The sequence below is a fragment of the Quyinboa sediminis genome, assembly GCF_042219855.1.
In the GTDB taxonomy this organism is placed as follows: Bacteria; Bacteroidota; Bacteroidia; order Bacteroidales; family UBA5342; genus JBHJHP01.
On sequence record NZ_JBHJHP010000001.1, the window covers coordinates 756,213 to 779,059 of the forward strand.

19 protein-coding genes are annotated in these 22,847 nt (G+C 39.4%); 10 read left to right on the forward strand and 9 right to left on the reverse strand.

Features of this window, described 5'->3' with window-relative positions; translation table 11 throughout:
• The first annotated feature begins 99 nt into the window (after positions 1-99).
• The 4 genes from ACE1EF_RS03100 to ACE1EF_RS03115 are packed head-to-tail and all read left to right on the forward strand — an operon-like array spanning position 100 to position 5,137.
• On the forward strand, positions 100-660 hold the full coding sequence (locus tag ACE1EF_RS03100) for an RNA polymerase sigma-70 factor (protein ID WP_375719149.1): 561 nt from the start codon (positions 100-102) through the stop codon (positions 658-660).
• Between the two features lie 36 nt (positions 661-696).
• A complete protein-coding gene (locus ACE1EF_RS03105) occupies positions 697-1,689 on the forward strand; it encodes a FecR family protein (RefSeq protein WP_375719150.1) in 993 nt (330 codons plus the stop codon).
• The gene (locus ACE1EF_RS03110) at positions 1,668-4,328 is read left to right on the forward strand and encodes a TonB-dependent receptor (protein ID WP_375719151.1); all 2,661 of its coding nucleotides are present in this window, start codon (positions 1,668-1,670) and stop codon (positions 4,326-4,328) included. The genes ACE1EF_RS03105 and ACE1EF_RS03110 overlap by 22 nt, the downstream gene beginning before the upstream one ends.
• Positions 4,328-5,137 carry a DUF4249 family protein gene (locus ACE1EF_RS03115; RefSeq protein WP_375719152.1) on the forward strand — a complete coding sequence of 270 codons (810 nt, stop codon included), beginning with the start codon at positions 4,328-4,330 and terminating at the stop codon, positions 5,135-5,137. The genes ACE1EF_RS03110 and ACE1EF_RS03115 overlap by 1 nt, the downstream gene beginning before the upstream one ends.
• 64 nt (positions 5,138-5,201) lie before the next feature.
• Here ACE1EF_RS03115 and guaA read toward each other — a convergent pair whose 3' ends face one another.
• Positions 5,202-6,734 carry a glutamine-hydrolyzing GMP synthase gene (gene guaA / locus ACE1EF_RS03120; RefSeq protein WP_375719153.1) on the reverse strand — a complete coding sequence of 511 codons (1,533 nt, stop codon included), beginning with the start codon at positions 6,732-6,734 and terminating at the stop codon, positions 5,202-5,204.
• 158 nt (positions 6,735-6,892) lie between these two features.
• On the opposite strand from guaA, the gene amrB reads away from it, so the two are divergent.
• A complete protein-coding gene (gene amrB, locus ACE1EF_RS03125) occupies positions 6,893-8,332 on the forward strand; it encodes an AmmeMemoRadiSam system protein B (protein ID WP_375719154.1) in 1,440 nt (479 codons plus the stop codon).
• Here the strand turns inward: amrB and ACE1EF_RS03130 are convergent.
• The 5 genes from ACE1EF_RS03130 to ACE1EF_RS03150 all read right to left on the reverse strand — a co-directional run bounded on the left by ACE1EF_RS03130 (position 8,322) and on the right by ACE1EF_RS03150 (position 13,246).
• Positions 8,322-8,903, reverse strand: coding sequence for a YgjV family protein (locus ACE1EF_RS03130; RefSeq protein WP_375719155.1), 582 nt, complete (start codon positions 8,901-8,903; stop codon positions 8,322-8,324). The genes amrB and ACE1EF_RS03130 overlap by 11 nt on opposite strands.
• Complete coding sequence (locus ACE1EF_RS03135) at positions 8,903-9,046, reverse strand: hypothetical protein (RefSeq protein WP_375719156.1); 144 nt, start codon at positions 9,044-9,046, stop codon at positions 8,903-8,905. Before ACE1EF_RS03135 ends, ACE1EF_RS03130 begins: the two co-directional genes overlap by 1 nt.
• Positions 9,047-9,095: 49 nt before the next feature.
• Positions 9,096-10,007 (reverse strand): tRNA (adenosine(37)-N6)-dimethylallyltransferase MiaA, encoded by a 912-nt coding sequence (gene miaA, locus ACE1EF_RS03140; RefSeq protein WP_375719157.1) that lies wholly within the window; start codon positions 10,005-10,007, stop codon positions 9,096-9,098.
• A 3-nt stretch (positions 10,008-10,010) separates the two neighbouring features.
• Positions 10,011-10,547 (reverse strand): IS1096 element passenger TnpR family protein, encoded by a 537-nt coding sequence (locus ACE1EF_RS03145; RefSeq protein WP_375719158.1) that lies wholly within the window; start codon positions 10,545-10,547, stop codon positions 10,011-10,013.
• Positions 10,548-10,666: 119 nt separating this feature from the next.
• Complete coding sequence (locus tag ACE1EF_RS03150; RefSeq protein WP_375719159.1) at positions 10,667-13,246, reverse strand: adenosylcobalamin-dependent ribonucleoside-diphosphate reductase; 2,580 nt, start codon at positions 13,244-13,246, stop codon at positions 10,667-10,669.
• Positions 13,247-13,645: 399 nt separating this feature from the next.
• Here ACE1EF_RS03150 and miaB point away from each other — a divergent pair, with 399 nt between their 5' ends.
• The 5 genes from miaB to metF are packed head-to-tail and all read left to right on the forward strand — an operon-like array spanning position 13,646 to position 18,989.
• Positions 13,646-14,983 (forward strand): tRNA (N6-isopentenyl adenosine(37)-C2)-methylthiotransferase MiaB, encoded by a 1,338-nt coding sequence (gene miaB, locus ACE1EF_RS03155; RefSeq protein ID WP_375719160.1) that lies wholly within the window; start codon positions 13,646-13,648, stop codon positions 14,981-14,983.
• A gap of 59 nt (positions 14,984-15,042) precedes the next feature.
• Complete coding sequence (locus ACE1EF_RS03160; protein WP_375719161.1) at positions 15,043-15,867, forward strand: peptidylprolyl isomerase; 825 nt, start codon at positions 15,043-15,045, stop codon at positions 15,865-15,867.
• Position 15,868: 1 nt separating this feature from the next.
• The gene (locus tag ACE1EF_RS03165) at positions 15,869-16,672 is read left to right on the forward strand and encodes a peptidylprolyl isomerase (protein WP_375719162.1); all 804 of its coding nucleotides are present in this window, start codon (positions 15,869-15,871) and stop codon (positions 16,670-16,672) included.
• Position 16,673: 1 nt separating this feature from the next.
• Positions 16,674-17,969, forward strand: coding sequence for a peptidylprolyl isomerase (locus ACE1EF_RS03170; protein ID WP_375719163.1), 1,296 nt, complete (start codon positions 16,674-16,676; stop codon positions 17,967-17,969).
• A 57-nt stretch (positions 17,970-18,026) separates the two neighbouring features.
• The gene (gene metF, locus ACE1EF_RS03175; protein ID WP_375719164.1) at positions 18,027-18,989 is read left to right on the forward strand and encodes a methylenetetrahydrofolate reductase [NAD(P)H]; all 963 of its coding nucleotides are present in this window, start codon (positions 18,027-18,029) and stop codon (positions 18,987-18,989) included.
• A 56-nt stretch (positions 18,990-19,045) separates the two neighbouring features.
• Here the strand turns inward: metF and ACE1EF_RS03180 are convergent, their stop codons facing one another.
• Genes ACE1EF_RS03180 through ACE1EF_RS03190 form a run of 3 tightly spaced genes read right to left on the reverse strand, consistent with a single transcriptional unit; the run spans position 19,046 to position 22,512 of the window.
• The gene (locus ACE1EF_RS03180; protein WP_375719165.1) at positions 19,046-20,836 is read right to left on the reverse strand and encodes an NADH-dependent [FeFe] hydrogenase, group A6; all 1,791 of its coding nucleotides are present in this window, start codon (positions 20,834-20,836) and stop codon (positions 19,046-19,048) included.
• 18 nt (positions 20,837-20,854) lie between these two features.
• Positions 20,855-22,033: an NADH-ubiquinone oxidoreductase-F iron-sulfur binding region domain-containing protein gene (locus ACE1EF_RS03185; RefSeq protein ID WP_375719166.1), complete on the reverse strand. Its 1,179-nt coding sequence runs from the start codon at positions 22,031-22,033 to the stop codon at positions 20,855-20,857.
• A gap of 11 nt (positions 22,034-22,044) precedes the next feature.
• A complete protein-coding gene (locus ACE1EF_RS03190; RefSeq protein WP_375719167.1) occupies positions 22,045-22,512 on the reverse strand; it encodes an NADH-quinone oxidoreductase subunit NuoE family protein in 468 nt (155 codons plus the stop codon).
• Between the last annotated feature and the right edge of the window lie 335 nt (positions 22,513-22,847).

Genomic DNA, 22,847 nt, shown 5'->3' on the forward strand with positions numbered 1-22,847 from the left:
GCCAGGGTCCCTTTTCAAAAAATTGATTAGGGACCCTCCTTTTTATAATTGTCACTTTACAAAACAATATGTATTTTAGACAATTATAAACCGGAGGAATTGAGCAGTTCAGAAACCATATTACTGGAAAAATTTGAGCACTTATTCAGGGAGCATTTTACAGCCCTCTGTTTTTTTGCTCAGAAATACCTGGGCGATATGGATAGCAGCAAAGATCTTGTACATGAGGTGTTTGTAAAAGTTTGGGATAAACGGAACGAGTTTGACTTTGAAAAACCGGCCAAATCGTATCTCTTCACTTCGGTGTATAACCGCTGTCTCAATCAGATACGGGATGCCAGGAAATTTAACCGGACAGAAGACAATGAGCTGGAACAAAGTCTGTCGCATGACGGATCAGATAATGAAAGCATAGAAATGGCTGAACTCAAAAGCCTGATCCAAAAGTCACTGAACAGTCTTCCTGAAAAATGCAGAGCCGTGTTTAATCTGAGCCGGTACGAAGGGAAATCATATGCAGAGATAGCTGAAGTTTTGAAGATCAGCAATAAAACGGTGGAAGCTCACATGAGCAAAGCCCTGAGGGTACTAAGAGAAGATCTGAAGGAATATCTGACGATTTTAATACTAATCATACTCAAAAACAATAATTTATTATAGGGTAACCCCTATATAAAGTGTGTAAGAAATATATAAATGAACCAGGACAAACAACATAATATTCCTGTCGGTCTGTTTATCAGAGTCCTGACCAATGAGGCCTCAACAGACGAAAAACGTGAACTGGAGGATTTGTTAAAAACTTCCGATTCGGTGCGAAAGGAATTTTCCTCGTTTGAAATGGTTTGGAATATGTCAGCTGAAACACATCCTGAAGAATCAATTGATGTGGATGCCGAATGGTCAATACTGAGAAACCGTATTTCTTCACAAGGAAAGGTTATTTCGTTCAGACGATTTGTACAGATTGCCGCATCCATAATTGTTATCCTGGGATTAGGTTATCTTGGATGGTCACAACTGGGCATAACCAGAATTGAATCAGGCCTGGCACGCATGGAAAATATTAAACTACCGGATGGTTCAACAGTGAGCCTGAATGCCGAATCAAAACTATCCTATGCCAGAGGGTTTGGATCAAAGAACAGAAATATTAAAATGGAAGGTGAAGGCTTCTTTGAGGTTACAAAGAACAAGGCTCTCCCCTTTATTATTTCTGCTAACGAAGCATCTGTAAAGGTGGTTGGTACAAAATTCAACGTAAAGGCATACAAGAATGATCCGGATATAAAAGTAACTGTTGTTGAGGGTGTTGTAGAACTTTACAACAGAGAAAAGCCACAGGTTAAAACAAGGATCAAAGCAGGTGAGAGCGGAAGTTATAAAAGTAAAAGCGACACGTTGCTTTTACATCCCAATGCTGACCTGAATGATATTGCATGGAAGACACTAACCATGAAATTTGAAAATGAAACACTTGAAAATGTTTGTAAAGTATTGCGCAATACGTATCACTATGACTTCAGTATAACCGAAAAGGTTAAAGATTGTACCATAACCGTTGAGTTTCAGGATCAGGATTTAGGATCGGTTCTGAAAGTACTGAAATCTACACTGAACCTTAAGATGCAACAACAGGGTAAACACATACAAATTTCAGGAGAGGGATGTCCGGAAATAAAACCATAGGATTAAAACTATTTTCGTATTGTACTGTAATTCTGTTGATTTTCGCGGTTAGCATACCACTCAATGCACAATCAACGGACCTGGAAAGATCCTGTTCTGTCCGTTTTAAATCTCTTCCACTGGAAGAAGTCCTCGTCGATTTTGCACAACGCTATCAACTGGAGTTTTCCTACAGTCCTGTCATCATACCTGAAAACGCCCTGGTTGATTACCGATGTGATTCATGCCAAATAAAACAGGCCCTGAAAGAGATCCTTTTTCCATTTTATATAGATTACCAGATTGTAGGAAAACATATCGTACTTATACGTTCTTCCAAACGATCCGTAAGCGGAACAGCGCCTAAAACAGAAAGGTATACAGTAAGTGGCTACATCGTGGATGAAAAAACTGAAGAGGCACTGATCGGTGCAGCCATTTATAATTCTGAAACTGGTATCGGTACGATCAGCAACAACTATGGTTTTTATTCTCTCACACTACCGGAGGGTGATTATCAGCTGCGTTCATCCTACCTGGGTTACCGGGAAAAAAACAGAGCGGTCCACCTGAACTCCGACATATCCTGGAATATTAAAATGAGTATATCACAGTCTTTCATGACTGAGGTGACTGTAAATTCAAGGATACATGACAGCATCCAGGTTCTTCCTTTTGCAGCCGAAACGAATATTTCACTGCAACAAATTGCGGCTAAAAGTACGGGATTAGGCATAGATGATTTCCTCAAGACCCTTGAAAATCAACCCGGGGTTAACTTTCAGGGTGATGGATCAAGCTATTTTTATGTGCGCGGTGGAAACCGTGATCAAAACCTGGTACTTCTGGATGAGGCACCAATTTACAATCCTTCTCATGTGTTTGGTTTATTCACACCTATCACGACAGATGTCATTAAGAAAACCACCATTTATAAAGCAGATTTTCCCATTCAGCAAGGGGGAAGATTATCATCCCTTATCGACATCCGTACAAAAGACGGCAATATGGAAAAGCTTTCCGGAATGGCCAGTGTTGGTATTTTGTACGGTATGCTCAACCTTGAAGGTCCTTTTAAAAAGGAAAGAAGCTCTTATTTTGTAAGTTATCGCCGGTCCTATATCGGATCCCTCATAAAAAGATTTCAGCCTTCTGTAAAAGACCTCTATTTTGATGATTTCACCCTTAAACTCAATTTCCGGATCGGTGAAAAGGACCGTTTATTTCTTACGTCTTATACCGGAAATGATAAATTTCTGAACAACACCAATAATCTGATTAACGGGCTGGAATGGGGAAATCAGTCTTTCACTGCCCGGTGGAACCATATCTTCGGTCCCAGGCTTTTTGCCAACACCACTTTTTACACCAGTAAATACGATTACAGGCTTCATACGGATTATGCCAATAACATTTACTGGAATTCTCATATTTCGAGTGTACACTTAAAAAGTGACATCACTTACTATCGCAATACTGAGAATAAGTTGTTTCTCGGGGCCAAAATATGCAACTATTTCTTTAATCCCGGTAATTACACTGCACCGGATATTACTCCGGCCAACACCGTATCAAAGGTGAGATCGAGAGAACTGGATCTTTATGCGGGAAGCTTCCGAAAATTAACTAACCGGATAACACTGAATTATGGCATCAGAATGGTAAGCTGGAGTAATTTGGGTAAAGCATTTGTGGTCAGCTATGAAAACGGTAATGCAACAGAATACAATAGGTATGAAAACGGCACGGTATTTTATAGTAATATAATGCTGGAACCTCGAATATCAGGATCATATAAACTGAATAAAAACGGATATCTCAATGCCTCATACAACAGAACAACACAGCATATTAATCTGATTAATAATAGCATAAGTCCGTTTAATTCGCTGGAAGTATGGTTGCCGGCCGGCCCAAATATTAAGCCACAAAAAGCTGATATTCTTAATGTTGGTTTCGTACAAAGCTTTAGAAAACAGCAGATAGAATTCAATGCCGATCTGTTTTACAAATTAATGTATAACCAGATTGGCTACAAGAACCATGCGCAAACGGTATTAAACCCTCTTATTGAAGGTGAACTGTTGCAGGGGAACGGTCTGGCTTATGGATTTGAAATGCAACTGACAAAAAAATATGGCAGGCTGAACGGAGAAATTTCTTATGCCTATATCAGGAGTATGCTTCAGATTGATGGACTGAACAACGATGAACCATTTCCGTCTGTACAGGATAAACCGTTCAATTTTACATTTAACCTGAATTACAGGATCAATCCCGGATGGAATACAGCATTAAATATATTATATAACTCCGGAATGAGATACACCACTCCCACTGCATTTTATGTATATAAAGGCTACCAGGTACCTGTGTACTCAAAACTAAATAATCAGCGCTTACCGGATTATAACCGGGTAGATTTAAGCACTGATATTTTACTGAACAAACCGGTCGATAAGACAGAACATCATCTGATTATTGCAGTTTATAACCTGCTGAATTCTAAAAATTATGCATTTTTATATTTCAATAAAATGATGAATGATAACGGACAACTCGTGGTTCCAACAGATCAGCAGAATAATCAGGAACTTGTACCCAGTTACCGCTATATTTATTCTATGATACCTACAATAACTTATAAATTAAGCTTTTAATGGTAAGAAAGAAATCATATCCACCTCAATTGATCATCGTTTTATTGATGTGCCTTCTTTTTTCGTGTGAAGAAAAGACATCCTGGAACCTGGAATCGTCAGGACAGTTTCTGGTAATTGATGCATTGATCACCAATGAGTTTAAAACGCAAAAAATCCGGGTAACACGTCCATATACAGACTTAAATGGCGACCCGGAGGTTGTATCAGGTATTAACATAACGGTTAGCGAAAATGAAAATACCTATATTTTTAATGAATCAGAAGTTGAACCGGGTATCTATTACTCATCACCTTTTAAGGCAGATGCTGGTAAAACGTATAAACTTACCATAAGCTATAATGCCTTTACTGACAGTGCGTTTGCTCAGATGGCTACCGTTTCTGCGATGAACGCATTTAACGTTACGGCTCAAAACAAACTTTATAAGTTCAACTACACCGGCAGCTCTTCCGCAGCTATGACGGAGGTTTACTACAACTGGTCAGCTGTGGATACCTTTTGTACATGGTATGGCGCCTGCGGCGCTATGGAAACGTATTATACTATAAATACTTACGATGTAAGCAAAGAATTTGGACCGCCCAGACAGAACATCCTTTTTCCGGCTGAAACCCAAATAATCAGACGGAAATACAGCCTTACTGAAGCGCATCAGAATTTTATCCGCTCACTGTTAATTGAAACGGAATGGCGTGGTGGTATTTTCGATGTTGAACAGGGTAATATACCGACCAACTTTAAAAACGGTTCCAGAGGTTGGTTTGCTGTATGCGAGGTGTTAAGTGACACAACCACAGTTGAGTAATATTCATAAAAAACGCCCTAATCGTTTTGAAAACAATTAAGGCGTTATCTGTATTTTTAAACGTCTATTCCCACTCAATTGTGGCCGGTGGTTTGGAACTGATATCGTAAACAACGCGGTTTATACCCCTTACTTTATTAATAATGTCGTTCGATACCTTGGCCAGAAAATCATATGGAAGATGAACCCAGTCTGCTGTCATTCCGTCGGTTGAGGAAACAGCACGTAATGCGACCACATTTTCGTAGGTACGCTCATCTCCCATCACACCTACGGATTGTACAGGTAACAACATCACTCCTGCCTGCCATACCTCATCATAGAGGTTCCATTCTCTCAGTCCATTGATGAAAATTGCATCAGCTTCCTGCAAAATTCTCACTTTTTCAGGTGTGACGTCACTTAAGATACGGATGCCGAGTCCCGGCCCGGGGAACGGATGCCGTCCAAGCAATTCAGGTTTTATACCCAGAGCTTTACCTACCCGGCGTACTTCATCTTTAAACAGAAGATTCAAGGGCTCCACTACTTTCAGCTTCATAAAATCCGGTAATCCACCCACATTATGATGCGACTTTATCGTAGCCGAAGGACCGTTGACAGAAACAGACTCAATTACATCAGGATAGATTGTTCCCTGTCCCAGCCATTTTACATCTTTTATCTTATGTGCCTCATCATCAAACACTTCAATAAAGTCACGTCCGATGATCTTACGTTTTTGCTCGGGTTCTGTTATACCTGCAAGATCACCAATAAATTTAGCCGATGCATCCACGCCAATTACATTCAATCCCATGCCCTGATAGGTGTTGAGTACGTCGTGAAATTCATTCTTACGTAAAAGGCCATTATCAACAAATATACAGGTCAGGTTTTTACCGATCGCTTTATGTAAAAGTGTTGCTGCAACAGTTGAATCTACACCACCGGATAAGCCCAATACCACTTTATCATCTCCGAGTTTCTCCTTCAACTCATTCACTGTTGTTTCAATAAACGAAGCCGGTGTCCAGTCCTGTTTACATCCACAGATATCCACAACATAATTTTTAAGCAGCTTAATACCTTCAGTCGTATGATAAACTTCAGGATGAAACTGAATGGCATAGGTTTCTTCACCTTTAATATGATAAGCCGCGTTCACCACATCGTGTGTACTGGCAATGACTTCAAAATCCTCCGGAAGTGCCTGAATGGTATCACCATGCGACATCCACACCTGTGTATCCGGGGTCATATCTTTCAGTAAATCAGAATATTGACTAATAAAGGATAACCGGGCTCTTCCATATTCCCTTGAATCCGACGCTTCCACGCTCCCACCTGCACTCTGTGCCAGATACTGAGCCCCGTAACAAATGCCGAGCAATGGTAAATGTCCTTTAATGCCGTTCAGGTCAGGAAAAGGAGCCTTTTCATCTCTTACGGAATAAGGACTACCGGAAAGCACCACACCTTTAACTGTCTCATCCATAAGCTCCTGAGCCTTATGAAATGGATGAATTTCACAATACACATTGAGTTCACGAATCCGGCGACCAATAAGCTGGGTATATTGTGAACCAAAATCCAAAATCAAAATTTTTTCCTGCATACCTCTTTGAAATACTGAAAATTATGGCGCAAAGATAATATAAACCAAGGCTCCTTCAAACCTATTTTTTTTAACACCTTTTCAGACTTGTTACTTTCTCTCTTTGAACCATTTTCGTAAATTTATCAGACTCAATACAATGACATAAGATTGAGCCTATGTATAATTTCAAGAAAAATAATCTGCAAATTCTGGAAAACGACAGGAGACCTGTAGTTGCCGGCAAGTTTTATCCATCATCAGCCAATGAGCTGAAGAAGGATTTGGAATCGATCTTTTCAGAAAGCCCTTCATACCATGTAGAAGAACCGTTACAGGCCATCATCGTTCCACATGCAGGATATATTTTTTCCGGACATGTAGCAGGATCAGCCTATAAAGCCCTGCAAAAATTCGACAACCCGGTGAATATATTTCTTATTGGAAGCAGCCACAGCATGAACTTTGGCGGCGCCAGCATCTATAATAAAGGGGACTACATAACACCGCTTGGTAAAGTGAAAGTAAACAGGGAATTAGCCAATCAGCTTTTCAAAATGAACGAAAACATAACGTTCTTTCCTGAAGCACATAAAACTGAACATACCATTGAAGTTCAGTTACCCTTTTTACAAATGCTTTATGGTGAAGATCTGCAGATCATACCGATAATCATTGGCACCAATAACAAAGCGGTCATTAAGTCCGTTGCACATACCTTAAAGAATTTTCTTAAAAAAGAAAACCTTTTCATTGTCAGCAGCGATTTCAGCCACTACCCGTCTTATCACGATGCTACCAAATCCGATGGGATGATTGCAAAATCAATCCTAAGCAATGATCCGGAAACATTTATCCAAAGCAAACTTAGGGTTGAAGGCATGAATTTTGACAACCTGGTAACAAGCATTTGTGGTTCAAGCGCTATTTTAACACTGCTTTATATGACCGAAAAGAGCAACTATAACTATAAACTGTTTGATTATAAGAATTCCGGAGATCATGTATATTTTGGAGATAAAACAAGAGTCGTCGGTTACTGGAGTATAGGTGTGACCAAACCCAGAGATGTATTTCATATCACTTCTGATGAACGAAATGCTTTGTTAAGTATAGCCCGCCGGACGCTTCAAAAGTATATTGCAAATAAAGATGTTGATCCGCTTGAAAACATTGAGCTGACCAATGCCTTACAAAAACCGGTAGGTGCCTTTGTATCAGTTTATACAAACGGGAAACTCCGTGGATGTATCGGACGTTTTAATCCTGACTATCCGCTCTACAGGATTGTTCAGAAAATGGCGATAGCAGCAGCAACAGCAGATAACAGATTTTCCCCGGTTCATGCAGATGAACTGGCTTATACCGAAATTGAAATTTCGGTTCTCACTCCTCTGGACAAGGTACATGACATAAAAGAAATAAAACTAGGAAAACATGGGGTTTATATTAGACAGGATAACAAAGCTGGAACATTGCTGCCACAGGTTGCCATAAAAAATAACTGGACACTGGAAGAATTTTTAGGAAGATGTGCCAGGGACAAAGCCGGAATTGGCTGGGACGGATGGAGAAGAGCGGAAATCTTCAAATATGAGGCAATTATATTTAAAGGTTGATTTTAAACTGTTTAAGATAATTTTTAGTGGGTTCTGCCACCAGATTAAAACCATATTCATCAGCACTGTAAGCTTTTTGAACCAGTTTATTGGTCTCAAATAACTTTTCTTCGAAGTTATATCCTTTGTACTTACTTTGAATAAACAGCACATCAACCTGAATTTTATCTTCAACGAGATTGCCCGCCAGGAATCCTGCTATTTCGAAGTTATTGTATATGAGATGAAGATCTGATTTATTGTGCTTATAATCAAATTCAGGAAAAAGCTTAATAATTTCTGAATTGAATCTGCACATAAACTTCTTTGTTAACGGATTTTGCCAGTCCTCCCTTTTCAAATGAAGCTTAAGGCTTTTATTATTCAGTTTAACAAGATAATATATGTTAACTACAACAAGAAAAGCATTCATCAGCAATACCGGCCAGGAATCAATAAGTGCCCCGTAAACGGTAAAAACGAACGCACCTGCCATATTAATCCAGCGCAGTTTTTTTACTGAAGACATCAAGAGACTCACTGCCACCAACGCTGATGCCAGATATCCGATCCACTCCTGCCAGTTACTCATCAGGCTGCTTTAAATTTCATTGGTTTACACACTTTATCCTCTTTTTTTGCCAGTCTGCCACATTTTTTACACTCGTATTTTGGCTTTTCCGGAACCTTTTTGGAATATTCCTTATCAGATAATTTACATCGTTTATTTCCCATGAATATTTACTTATAACCACAAACCAGAACAACTCAGCCATCATTCTGTTTAATAATTTAATATCTTTTGCCGGATATGTTCAATTATAATACTGGTGTCTTCCGGTGAGAACCAAACGGTGTCCGGGTCTTTTTTAAACCAGGTCAGCTGTTTCTTGGCATATCTACGGGTATTCCTTTGAATCAGTTCTATGGCCCGTTCAAGTGAGATTTTACCATCCAGGTATTCAAAAATCTCCCTGTAGCCAACGGTATTCAGTGCATTTTCTCCTTTGTAATGTGCCAGCTCTTTTACCTCTTCCACCAATCCTTCTGCTATCATCTGTTCCACTCTTATGTTAATTCTTTCAAACAAGTCCTCCCGTGGGATATTCAGTCCGATTTTTATCACATTGAATGGCCTGTCCTTTTGCTGTTTTGTTCTGAATTCAGAAAAGGGCTTTCCGGTAGTCAGACAAACCTCCAGAGCATGTATAATCCGAACCGGATTCTTTAGGTCTGCCTCGTTATAATAAGCAGGATCCAGCTGTTTCAGCTGTAAACGTAAAGCGTCTATCTCACCGTTTTTGTGTGCCTCATACAGGTTTTTACGAATTTCAGGATCGACATCAGGCATCAGATCGATGCCCTTAACAACAGCATCAGCATAAAGCATACTGCCACCACATAAAATTGCAGTATCATTTGGCTGGAATATATTTTCCAGTAGTTCCAGCACCTGATGTTCAAATGTACTGGCGTTGTAATACCTGTCCGGTTCAAGAAAATGAACGAAATGGTGTTTTGCTGTTTGAAGCTCATTTGCTGTAGGTGCAGCTGTTCCAATTTTCATATATTTATAGAACTGCCTGGAATCAGCTGATATTATTTCGCATCCAAAAGTCTGAGCCAGTTCCAGACTTACCTTTGTTTTTCCAACTGCTGTGGGACCTACAAGTACAATTAGGTGTTTTACGGGCATTAACTAAAAATATTCATCATATGAATCTGAATCGAGATCCTCAAATCGAATGTCGTTAAACTCATCATTAAATTCATCGTCATCCTCTGTAAGACCAAGCAAAGAGGATACTTCGTCCAGGCCTATGTCATCCAGCAAAATCTGTTCAGGTGGTTCTCCCTCAGATTTAATCAGTGCCGGCTGTGCTATGGTACGGTTCTCGCTTAAAGAGAGTAATTCAATAAAAAAACCTCTGTTCGAAAAAAAGTCAAACTGGTAAATCAGTCTGTCTTTTCTGTTTTTCATAATATCCAGAAGTTTGACATCCTGCATGATCAGTTCTTCGTCATCAGTCCGTTTATCCATCCTGATGAGTGTTATTTCCTGGCCTTTGTCCCAATCTTCATCTGAGACAAAAAAAGATGCAATCTGGCTGGTATCATATCCGACACTTTCCTGTATGGCTTCGTGAAAATCAAGAAAAGTAGCATCACTGTTGATCAGTATTTCACGCACAAAATCCTCTTTTTCTCCGGATAATATTAAAAAATGATATAACATGTTGTTGTCCCCTGTTTTGTATGTCCAAAGTTAAAGAAAAACGGATGGACATTCCAAAAAGTTTAAAAAAAAGGCACTTCAAATTTGAAGTGCCTTGTAAATATTTAAAAGTCAATAGATCAACCACATTTTGAATTACCGCAAGATGTACAGATCAAGCATCCTTCCTGATAAATCAGAGAGTCGCTGTTACAATTCTGGCAGTGTTTTCCGTGTGCCTTGGTTCCATCAGGAATATATTTTTTAAGGGCACGTTCCACTCCATTCTTCCATGTATTAATGGATTCGCTGTCCAGATCAAGTCCCTGAATCAGTTTAGCAGCCAGATTAATAGGCATACCATAACGGAGTACTCCGGAAATCAGCTTCGCATAGTTCCAGAATTCAGGATCAAATTTACAGCTCAAACCTTCGATGGTAATTTTAAACCCACGGCGGTGAACATACTGGAAGTCATATCGCTTATGCCCTTCCTCATCCACGTTCTTTATAATTTTACCCTTCGTCACCCATTTTGGCAACAGAATTCCATCTTCATCATCGGCGAGACCCGTAAAAATCTCGTAAGGTCTTCCATCGAGCAAGCCAACAAAAGCAATCCACTTTTCCTTGTTATTCTGGAAACGAACAACATCAGCCTCAAGTTCTTTCGGACGTTCCTCAATAACTTTCACCGCATCTTCATCAACCACAACGGCATCTTTTTTATCCTTATCAGATACCAGAACACCGGAACGCGATCCATCCCTGTATACTGTTACACCTTTGCAGCCAGATTTCCATGCTTCAATGTACAATTCGCCAACAAGTTCTTCCTTCACATCTTCAGGAAGGTTGATGGTAACGCTTATGGAATGATCGACCCATTTTTGTATTCTTCCCTGCATTTTCACTTTCTGAACCCAGTCCACATCATTGGAAGTTGCTTTAAAATAGGGTGATTGTGCTACGATCTCATCCAGTTCTTCATTGCTGTATTTTTTAGATGTATCATAACCATTTACTTTCATCCAGTCCAGAAACTTATGGTGATAAACGGAATACTCTTCCCAGGAGTCTCCCACTTCGTCCACAAAGTCGACTTTTATACCCGGATCATTGGGATTAACCTTTCTGCGGCGGGTATAATATGGCAGGAATACGGGTTCGATACCGGATGTTGTCTGCGTCATCAGACTGGTAGTTCCTGTAGGTGCAATGGTCAGACACGCAATGTTGCGGCGTCCGTACTGCTGCATTTCATCCAGTAAAGTTGGATCAGCACCTGCCAGTCGTTGAATAAACGGATTATTAATCTCACGCTTCGCATCAAAAATCGGAAACTGACCACGATCTTTTGCAAGATAGACCGATGAACGGTATGCTTCAACGGCAATTGTTCGGTGTACCTTAACCGAGAAATCTGTAGCATCTTCAGTACCGTAACGGAATCCCAGTGCTGCCAGCATATCACCTTCTGCAGTGATTCCAACACCGGTTCTTCTGCCCTGAAGTGTTTTATTCCGGATGTTTTCCCATAAGTTACGTTCTACCCGTTTTACTTCTTCTGATTCAGGATCAAGATCGATCTTTTCTATTATTTTGTTGATTTTTTCTATTTCCAGATCAATAATATCATCCATCATGCGCTGAGCATAAGCAACATGTTTTTTAAACAGACCAAAATTAAATGATGCATTCGGCGTAAACGGATTTTCCACATAGGAAAACAGGTTTATCGCAAGCAAACGGCAACTATCGTAAGGACACAAAGGAATTTCTCCACACGGGTTAGTGGATACAGTTCTGTAGCCTAAATCGGCATAACAATCCGGTACTGATTCATTAATTACATTATCCCAGAATAAAATTCCCGGTTCTGCTGATTTCCAGGCATTATGAACAATCTTCTTCCACAGTTTCTGTGAATCAATCTCCTTAGTCACCACAGGATCATTTGCCCCAATCGGATACTGTTGTTTATAAGGTTGACTTGCTTCAACAGACTGCATAAATGCATCGTCTATTTTAACGGACACATTGGCACCGGTTACTTTGCCCTGCTCCATTTTTGCATCAATAAAATCTTCAGCATCAGGATGTTGAATTGATACGCTTAACATCAATGCACCGCGTCTTCCATCCTGGGCGACTTCGCGTGTTGAATTTGAAAAACGCTCCATGAAAGGAACCAAACCAGTTGATGTCAGTGCTGAGTTCTTAACAGGTGAACCTTTTGGACGTATATGAGAAAGATCGTGACCAACACCGCCACGTCTTTTCATGAGTTGAACCTGTTCCTGGTCAATTTTCATTATTCCTCCATAGGAATCCGCATTATCTTCGTTACCAATTACAAAACAATTAGAAAGTGATGCAATCTGAAACGGATTTCCGATTCCGGACATCGGACTTCCCTGAGGTACAATATATCTGAACTCTTTAATAAGATCAAAAACTTCAGTTTCACTTAGTGGATTTGGATAGCGCTGTTCAATTCTGGCTATTTCTGAAGCCAGCCTTTTATGCATGTCATTGGGAGTTTTCTCATAGATTTTTCCATGCGAATCTTTTAAAGCATACTTATTTACCCAAACGCGTGCAGCAAGCTCATCTCCTTTAAAGTATATTTTTGAAGCTTCAAAGGCTTCTTCAAACGTATAAGTTTGAGAATTTTGCTGTACAGCGTCAATTTTTAATACAACATTTTTTACGTCCATCAGTTCTTTTTTTTGCTAAAGATTTATTTTCAGTTAGTTATTATACTTCAATTTTTTAAAGAGTCAGTCTGCAATTTAGTAACGAATAAAATGCAACAGAAGAATATTTAATCGTAATTATCAACAAAGTGTTTACAGCGCAGGTGTTAATTACAGATCACTGAATAACAATATCTTAGCATTAAATTATACTGTATAAGTGTTGCAATTGTTAATATTATTATATTTTTTTTAGAAAAGTTTTTTCTGCCCTACAACAGAAAACTTTTCTTATGTAGAATCATTCTAATTAATATACAGCTTATTTATCTTCTGTTTTAAGGAAATACAGTGCTTTTTTAGAGTATTTAATTTTCATAATTTAGTCTGCATTGTAATTTTGCAAAAATTTTTGAGATAATGCAGGACAAGGAGCATAAAAAACTTTTTATTGAAACATACGGCTGTCAGATGAATTTTGCGGATAGTGAAGTTGTGGCAACCGTAATGAAAATGGATCAATACGACATAACGGATAAAATTACAGAGGCTGATGCCATATTTATAAATACCTGTTCAATCCGCGATAATGCGGAACAAAAAGTACTAAACAGGCTTGACTATCTTAATTCACTCCGAAAATCAAAACCCGGACTTATAATAGGTGTTTTAGGGTGTATGGCAGAACGCACAAAAGAGGAACTGATTAAAATAAAAGGCGTGAATCTTGTTGCCGGACCGGATGCCTACCTTGATCTTCCGAATTTAATTGGTGCAGCAGAATCAGGTGTAAAAGCTGTTAATGTCAACCTCTCAACTACCGAGACCTACAACGAAGTTATTCCGGAACGGATTGGTCCGTCAAGAATATCCGGTTTTGTATCAATCATGAGAGGATGCAACAATTTCTGCACCTATTGTATAGTGCCCTATACCAGAGGTCGTGAACGAAGCAGAGATACGAAAAGTATATTAAATGAAATACAGGATCTTCAGGTCAAAGGATTTAAGGAAGTAACAGTACTGGGACAAAACGTTAATTCATATCGGTACGAATCTGAAAACGGAGAGGTAACAAATTTCACAGGGCTACTTGAAATGATTGCTAAAACGTTTCCGTCCATGAGGATCAGGTTTACCACTTCGCACCCAAAGGACATGAGCGATGACACGTTAAGAATCATTGCAAAATATCCGAATATATGCAATCATATCCACTTACCGGTTCAATCCGGCAGTTCTGAGGTATTAAAGCTTATGAATCGCAAATACAACAGAAACTGGTATCTGCAGCGGATAGAAGCCATAAAAGATATCATACCGGGATGTGGCATAAGTACAGATATTTTTTGTGGATTTCACGGTGAAACAGAACAGGATCATCAGGAAACATTAAGCCTGATGCAGGAAGTTGAATTTGATGCTGCATTTATGTTTAAATATTCCGAAAGACCCGGCACCTATGCAGCAAAACATTTGGAAGACAATGTACCTGAAGAGGTTAAAAAGAGAAGGCTTGAGGAAATAATTGAACTACAAACGCAGTTATCTTTACATAGCAACAGGAAAGATATCGGTAAAACATTTGAGGTTTTAGCGGAGGGGGTTTCAAAACGCTCCCGGGATAAACTGTTTGGCAGAACACAACAGAATAAAGTGGTAGTTTTTGCAAAAAACAAATACAGAACTGGTGATCTGGTTCAGGTTAAAATTAATGATGCCACATCTGCAACACTCATTGGCGAGCCCGTTTTTTAACCTGACTGTTAAACTTTGAACAGCTGCTTAATTCTATTATTTTTGTAAAAAACACAACAATGCGTAAACTCATTTATTTCCTTATAACAGCATTCACTATTCTCTACGCCTGCTCCCCAAAAGAAAAAGGTGCAGAACGCATAGCTGTTATAAAAACGGATTTAGGCAATATAAAAATTAAGTTATATAACGAAACACCGCTACACAGAGACAATTTTATTAAACTGGTTAACGACGGCTTTTACAGGGATCTTCTCTTCCACCGTGTCGTTGACGGAATGATTGTCCAGGGAGGAGATCCGAAAAGTAAAAATGCACCGGCCAGTGTTCAGCTGGGGTCTGGTGGTCCCGGATATACCATACCGGCAGAGATAGTTTATCCGAAATATTTCCACAAACGGGGCGCAATTGCAGCAGCAAGGCAGGAGGACAGGGTAAACCCTTTAAAGGAATCATCAGGTTCACAGTTTTATATCGTGCTGGGAACTGTATATGATTCCACCCAGCTCGTTAATATTGCGGTTAAAAAAAATGATATTGAGCGCAACAAATATTTTAACAAAATAGTACCAAAATACAGGGACAGTATGAATACTCTGATGTATTCGGATATGCCTGATAAACTGATTGAATTACAGGATTCCATTATGGCAGAGACAGACAGGGCTTTTAAAGAAAACAGCGGCATTTTTTCTTTTACCCCGGAACAGATAAAAACCTATTCAACCATTGGTGGTGTGCCTTTTCTGGACAGAGATTATACGGTTTTCGGAGAAGTAATAGATGGCATGGATATTGTTGATTCGATAGCTGCAATGAAAACCAATCCGGCTACGCAACGGCCGGTAAAAGACATGAAATTTACAATTAAAATGTTAAACTAAAATGCACATTAAACACCATATAATTTCTTTTCTCTTTTTGTTTCTTTTTTCTGCGGCACAATCACAATCGCATGAAGTGTTGATAAGCACAAACCTTGGAGATATAAAGGTAAAGTTGTATGACGGAACACCGGAACATGCCAAAAACTTTATGCAGCTGGTAAATTCAGGCCATTTTGACGGAACATTGTTTTACCGGGTCATCAAAAACTTTATAATACAGGGCGGATCACTGGACTCCAGGAATGCGCCTCCGGGAAAGCATATAGGTTACGGAGTTTCAACCCGAATTATCAATTCGGAATTAAATCCGGATTATTTTCATAAAAGAGGAGCACTGTGTGCGCCACGTCAACCGGATGATATTAATGTGTTTAAAAAATCTGATGTAAGTCAGTTTTATATTATATCAGGCAGGAAATACACGGATGAGGAACTGGACATCATAGAAAATAACCATAATAAGCCTATTGAAATTGAACTGAAAAAAAAATATTACCTCCCTGAAAAAGAGAAGCTTGCAGAGTTAAAACAAACGGACCCGGAAGCTTTTAATGAATTACTCAGGGAGATAAAGAATAAAATTCGGGTCGAATATCTGGCCTCTGATTTAAAGCATTTTACAGATGAACAGCGGAAGGTATATACAACAATGGGGGGTGTTCCGGCGCTGGATGGAGAATACACAGTTTTTGGTGAAGTTACTGAAGGAATGGATGTTGTAGACAAAATTGCAAATCTTAAAACGGACAAAAATGACAGGCCATATCAGGATGTCAAAATGGATGTTCGCGTACTAAAATAAGATGAAGAATCTACTGTATATCGTTATCGGTGTGTTGCTCTTTTCCTGCGGGAACAGTAAACAAGAAAAGAGCAATGCAAAGCAGGACAGTTCAGGCGATGTGGAACAATACAGGAAGAACTTTCTGGTTAATACCGAATTTATAACCTATAATCAGTATGCAACAAAAGTTGAGACCGGTAATGGCGTTCAGGTAGCAGGCAAAATTGTGGCTATCCCCTTTTCAGCATCTTCTGATGCCTATTCAATACGTATATTATATAAAGGTTCAGATATTGAACCCATGTCACGTGGTTACCTGTGGTACGATATAACACAAAATATACTGTTACTCAGAGTCAGTGGCCAGTCTCATAAATTCCCTGATCTGCTGGAAACAGATGTGCCGGAAGAGATGTACGGTTTAAAAATAGTAGACCGTAAATTACAGAAATACATTTGCACGAGGGACTCTGCTGTAGTGGTTAAGTCTTTGAAAATGTATACATTGAACACCCCACATGCCGGTGTCGGAACCGCTTTGTTTGCTGAAAACCACAAACTGGCCGGTATAGTTACTTCCGTTAATATTGATGGGAAAACACAAAAAGTTGTTTACCCTGCATATCGCTTAAAAGCCATCACGGATAACTTAGCGGATAATTTTCAGGCTATTTCCAAACTCCGGTTTAAAACAGATAAGGTTTACCCAGATCCTGAAGATGTTAAAAGCTTTATCATTGAAACAACGATGGGTAATATTGAGATAAAACTGTCAGACAAACTACCTGAATATGAAAAGAACTTTATCCGGCTATCCAGTGACGGATACTATGACAGTCTTCTTATCCACCGTGTGCTTAGAAATTTTTTAATTCAAACAGGAGCAGCTGATACCAGATATGCAAAAAAAGATGATCCAGTAGGATGGAAAGGTCCAGGATACACCCTGCCAACAGAGATCATTCCGGGATTATATCATAAAAGAGGTGCTGTAGCAGCTTCAAAATTGCCGGAATACAAAAACAAGTATAACAGATCGGATGGTTCCCAGTTTTTTATTATTGCAGGAAGGATTTTTTCCAATGACGAACTGGATGAAATAGAAAACGTAAAAAAAATAAAATTCACGCCTGATCAAAGAAAAATGTATACAACAGTAGGCGGAGCACCTGTTTACGATGGTGATTTCACTGTATTTGGTGAAGTTGTAAACGGAATGAATGTTGTTGATTCCATTGCAGCGGTAGCCACAAATGACAAGGACCGGCCTTTAAAAGATATCCGTATAAAAAAAATTCGGATCATAGAAAAATAGCCTGAATTGCGTTTTTTTACTAATTTCGCGCTTCAAATCAGAACAAATCAAAGATATATGAAGGTTATTGATCATATTAAAAAAGCTGAGTCTGATAACAGAACGGCCTTTTCTTATGAAATTTTACCACCTCTGCGGGGTAAAAATATTGACCGTTTATTCCGTAACATTGATGCACTGCAGGAGTTTAATCCTATTTATATCAATATCACCACACACAGAAGTGAAACCGTATTTAAAGAGACACCCGATGGTTTGTTTAAAAAAGTTACGGTGCGAAGCAGACCCGGTACAATTGCTATAGCAGCAGCGATAAAGAGCCGTTATAATGTAAATGTTGTACCACATATGCTTTGTAGTGGTTTCACAAAGGAAGAAACCGAATACGCGCTTATCGATTTACAGTACCTTGGTATTTTTGATTTGCTGGTTTTAAGAGGTGACAAAGCCAAACACGAGAAGCAGTTTATGGCGGCTGATGGTGGCCATTCTCATGCAACAGAGCTGCAGCAACAAATCAATGACTTCAATAGCGGAATTTTATGCGATGGTTCAAGTACAGATTCGTATGAACATAAATTTTCTTATGGAGTAGCCGGATATCCAGAGAAACATGAAGAAGCACCGAATCTCGATTCAGATCTTCAATACCTTAAACAAAAAGTAGATAATGGTGCCGAATATATCGTGACCCAAATGTTTTTTGATAATGCCAAATACTTTGCCTTTGTCGATAAATGCAAAAATGCAGGTATAAATGTCCCGATTATTCCGGGTTTAAAGCCTATTACATTTAAAAGTCAGCTGACTGTATTACCTAAAATTTTCAAGTCTGATATTCCACAGGAACTTTCAAACGCACTGATAAAATGTAAAACAGATGAGGAGGCCGCAAAAGTTGGTACTGAATGGACGATAATGCAGTCGCGGGAACTTATTAAAGCGGGTGTACCAAACATTCACTACTATACTTTGATGGCAACGCAGAGCATCAGGCAAATTGCAACAGAATTATTCTGAGAAACATTTAACATACAATAAAGGGAGGCCAAAAGCCTCCCTTTTCACTTGTAACTCTAATAACGCTCGCGCTCAACATATTTAGTGTGGAGTAAATGATGGGACTTTTCGCCAAGAGGCTGTCCAAGAAAATCGTTATATAATTTGACTACTTCAGGATTTTCATGCGATTTACGGGTTGCCATACCCATGTCTTCCGCGTAAATGGCTTCCATTCGTTTCTGCCGTATTTCAGGGCTTGTCGGAATAGGCTGACCACCACCACCAAGACAACCACCAGGACAGGCCATAACCTCCAGAAAGTGAAAATCGGTCTCCCCTCTCTTCATGGCATCCATAACCTTTTTGGCATTGATTAATCCGTGAGCCACAGCACACTTCAGTTCAACACCATCCAGGAAAGCCCATTCTTTTTTGGGATCATCAATTTTAATGCTGGCTTTTCTTACCCCCTCAAGACCACGTACCGGAGTAATATTAAGGTCCTTAAACGGCACCTCACGTCCGGTAACTATTTCGTATGCCGTACGCAGGGCAGCTTCCATAACACCACCGGTGGCACCAAAGATTACAGCTGCACCGGTTGAATCTCCCATCAAACGGTCAAAATGCATATCTTCAAGTTTCATAAACTCAATACCTGCCTGTTTGATCATAATGGCCAGCTCTCTTGTTGTGAGCACAAAATCAACATCTTTATAACCACTATCATGCATTTCCGGCCTGCTGGCTTCAAATTTTTTAGCCGTACAGGGCATTATAGAGACACTGATAATTTTATCCGGATCAAGATTCCTGGCCTTTGCATAGTAAGTCTTCACCAAAGCACCGAACATTTGCTGTGGTGATTTACAGGTTGAGAGATTATCGAGGTATTCCGGATACATATGTTCAATGTATTTTATCCATCCGGGAGAACAGGACGTAGCCATAGGTAGCTTAACTGTTTCATCTTTATCGACCAATGCTCTTTTCAGACGTGTTAACAGTTCGGTACCTTCTTCCAGTATTGTCAGGTCAGCTGTAAAATCGGTATCCAGTACGGAATCGAAACCTAACTTATTCAGGGCTGCAACAAGCTTTCCTGTAACTCTGGTTCCCGGTTCATAGCCTAATTCTTCGCCCAGTCCGATCCTGACGGCAGGAGCAGTCTGAACAACCACATGTTTTTCCGGATCAGCAATGGCATTCCACACATCCTCAATATAATTGCGTTCAACCAAAGCACCGGTGGGACAGTGATTAACGCATTGACCGCAATTAGTACAAACCACATCTGTAATTGGTTTTTCGAAAAACGTGGAAATCTTCATATTCTCTCCTTTGTAAGCTACTGTGAGGGCATTTACCCCCTGCAATTCAGCGCAGGCTCTGACACACCTCTGACAACGAATACAGCGGCTGTTATCTTTAATGATAGAAGGAGAAAAGAGATCTACAGTATACGGTTTATTTTTGCTGATCTCAATAAAATCCTGAGTCATAATTTTGTATTCTGAAGCCAGGGTTTGCAGTTCACAGTTCCCGTTTCTGTAACACTGCGTACAGTTAGCATTATGTTCAGCCAAAAGAAGTTCTATGACATGCTTACGTGCATTGCGCACTTTTAGTGTATTCGTGTACACTTCCATTCCATCCGAACATGGTGTGGCACATGATGCTGCCAGACGTCTTTGTCCTTCTACCTCTACCACACATACCCTGCAGTTTCCTGCAACACAAAGGTCTTTATGGTAACAGAGCGTAGGAATTTTTACATTCAGCATTTTTGCAGCATCCAGAATTGTTGTTCCCTGATCCACAGTACATTTAGTACCATTTATTAACAGATTTATTTTTTTTGCCATAACAGTCATTTTTTAAAATTAGTAAATCATCTCCTCCCTGAAATTTTCAACAATAGCCGCAAATGAATTTGCAACAGACTGTCCTAATCCACATTTTGCAGTGACCTGCATCGTTTCAGATAATCTCAGAAGAGTATCAAGATACTGGGCATTACGTTCACCACGCTTAACCGCCTGAATGCCTTTGTAAAGAACCTGACAACCAACCCTGCAAGGTGTGCACTGTCCGCATGATTCTTCCTTAAAGAAATCAAGGTAGTTGTTCAGCACGTTAAACATAGATCGTGTACTGTTATATAGCATCATTGAACCACCGGTAGGCAGCGAAATACCAACCAGTTTCCCCTGGTACCCTATTGCCGTTTCCTTAAACTTTTTCCTTGGAACCAGAAAACCGGAAGCACCTCCTACCTGGACGGCTTTTGTATCACCATCTCCGAATTCAGAAACAAAGTCCTGTAACGACATACCCAGCTCCAGCTCATAAATGCCGGCAATAGGTGTATCGCCTGAAATAGAAAAGACTTTTGTTCCCCTGGAATACTGCACACCAAGATCATAAAATTTCTTGTCGCCATATTTAAAAATCGTGTATGTATGTGCCAGGGTTTCCACATTATTTACTACAGTAGGTTTATGCAGGTATCCATTATCGGTAGGAAATGGTGGTTTATTCCTCGGTTCTCCCCTTCTGCCCTGCATGGATTCAAAAAGTGCGGTTTCTTCACCACAGATATAGGCTCCACTCCCCATAAAGATTCCAATAGTAAAATTAAAGTTGAGTTCCTTACAGAAATACTCAAATTCACTGATAGCTTCTTCCAACGGTTTTTTCAGAAAGGTATATTCCCCTCTAAGGTAAATGTATCCCTGGCTTGCACCAATAACCTTGCCGCAAATGGCCATCGCCGTTAATACCTTATAGGGTACTTTTGTAAGTATTTCTCTGTCTTTAAATGTACCCGGTTCACCTTCATCGGCATTACAAATCACATATTTTTTATCCGCTTTAGCCTCTGAAGCCAGTTTCCATTTCAGCCCTGTGGGAAAACCTGCGCCTCCCCTTCCTTTGAGTTCTGAACTGATCAGACTGTTTACAATTTCCTGGTTATCTCTTGCCAGTGTATCTGTTAATATTTTTTCCCAATCATTATCGTTTTTAAAGATCAGGTCTACTCTTTTTAATTGATATGCCATGACAGTTTCGTTTATCCCATTTTTAAATAATCAGATATAACATCTCTTACTTTCTCCGGTGTCAGCTCAGTATATACCTCATCATTAATCAGTATTGCCGGCGCTTTATGACACCATCCCAGACAGTTGGTCTGTAAAAGAGTAAACATACCATCAGGTGTTGTTTCACCTAACTTGATCTTTAACATATCCTGAATTGCCAATAAAATCTGATTTGTCCCTTTCATTGAACAGGAAATCGTTTTACATACCCGGATTATGTTTTTACCGGTTTTTTTATTCTCCATAAAAGAATAAAAAGTAGCAGTACCAAAAACCTCAGCGGCGGGCAGTTCAAGTTCACGGGCCACTTCCTTCATTGAATATTCCGATAAGTACCGTTCCTTTTTGACTACACCCTGAAGTATGGGTAACAGACTGGTTCTTTCACGACCATGAAACTCTGCCAGTTCGTGAATTAATTCCTTGATAGGATCCATAAGCGATTAGTTTAATTAGAGAATTACAAGTGTTTAGTTAAATGAGAGTACCTTGTGGTTTGTTCCTTGCTAATGTGATCAACATCACGACTTTAAATATAGAAATATTTCTTTAATTAAAATTCCAGGGTATAATGTTATTCAACATAATTAGAGAATTTTTTCTTTAATTAAAATGAGATTGAATAAGGCTGTCCAAAAAATTGATTTATAAATACTTATGGAAATTAATGAATATATAATTTTAGGTATAGGGCAAAAAAAGCCGCACCCTGGATCTGAATAAACTCCTGTATTACAGGATTTGAGTGCCAGAGCAGTCAAGTATCTGCCGT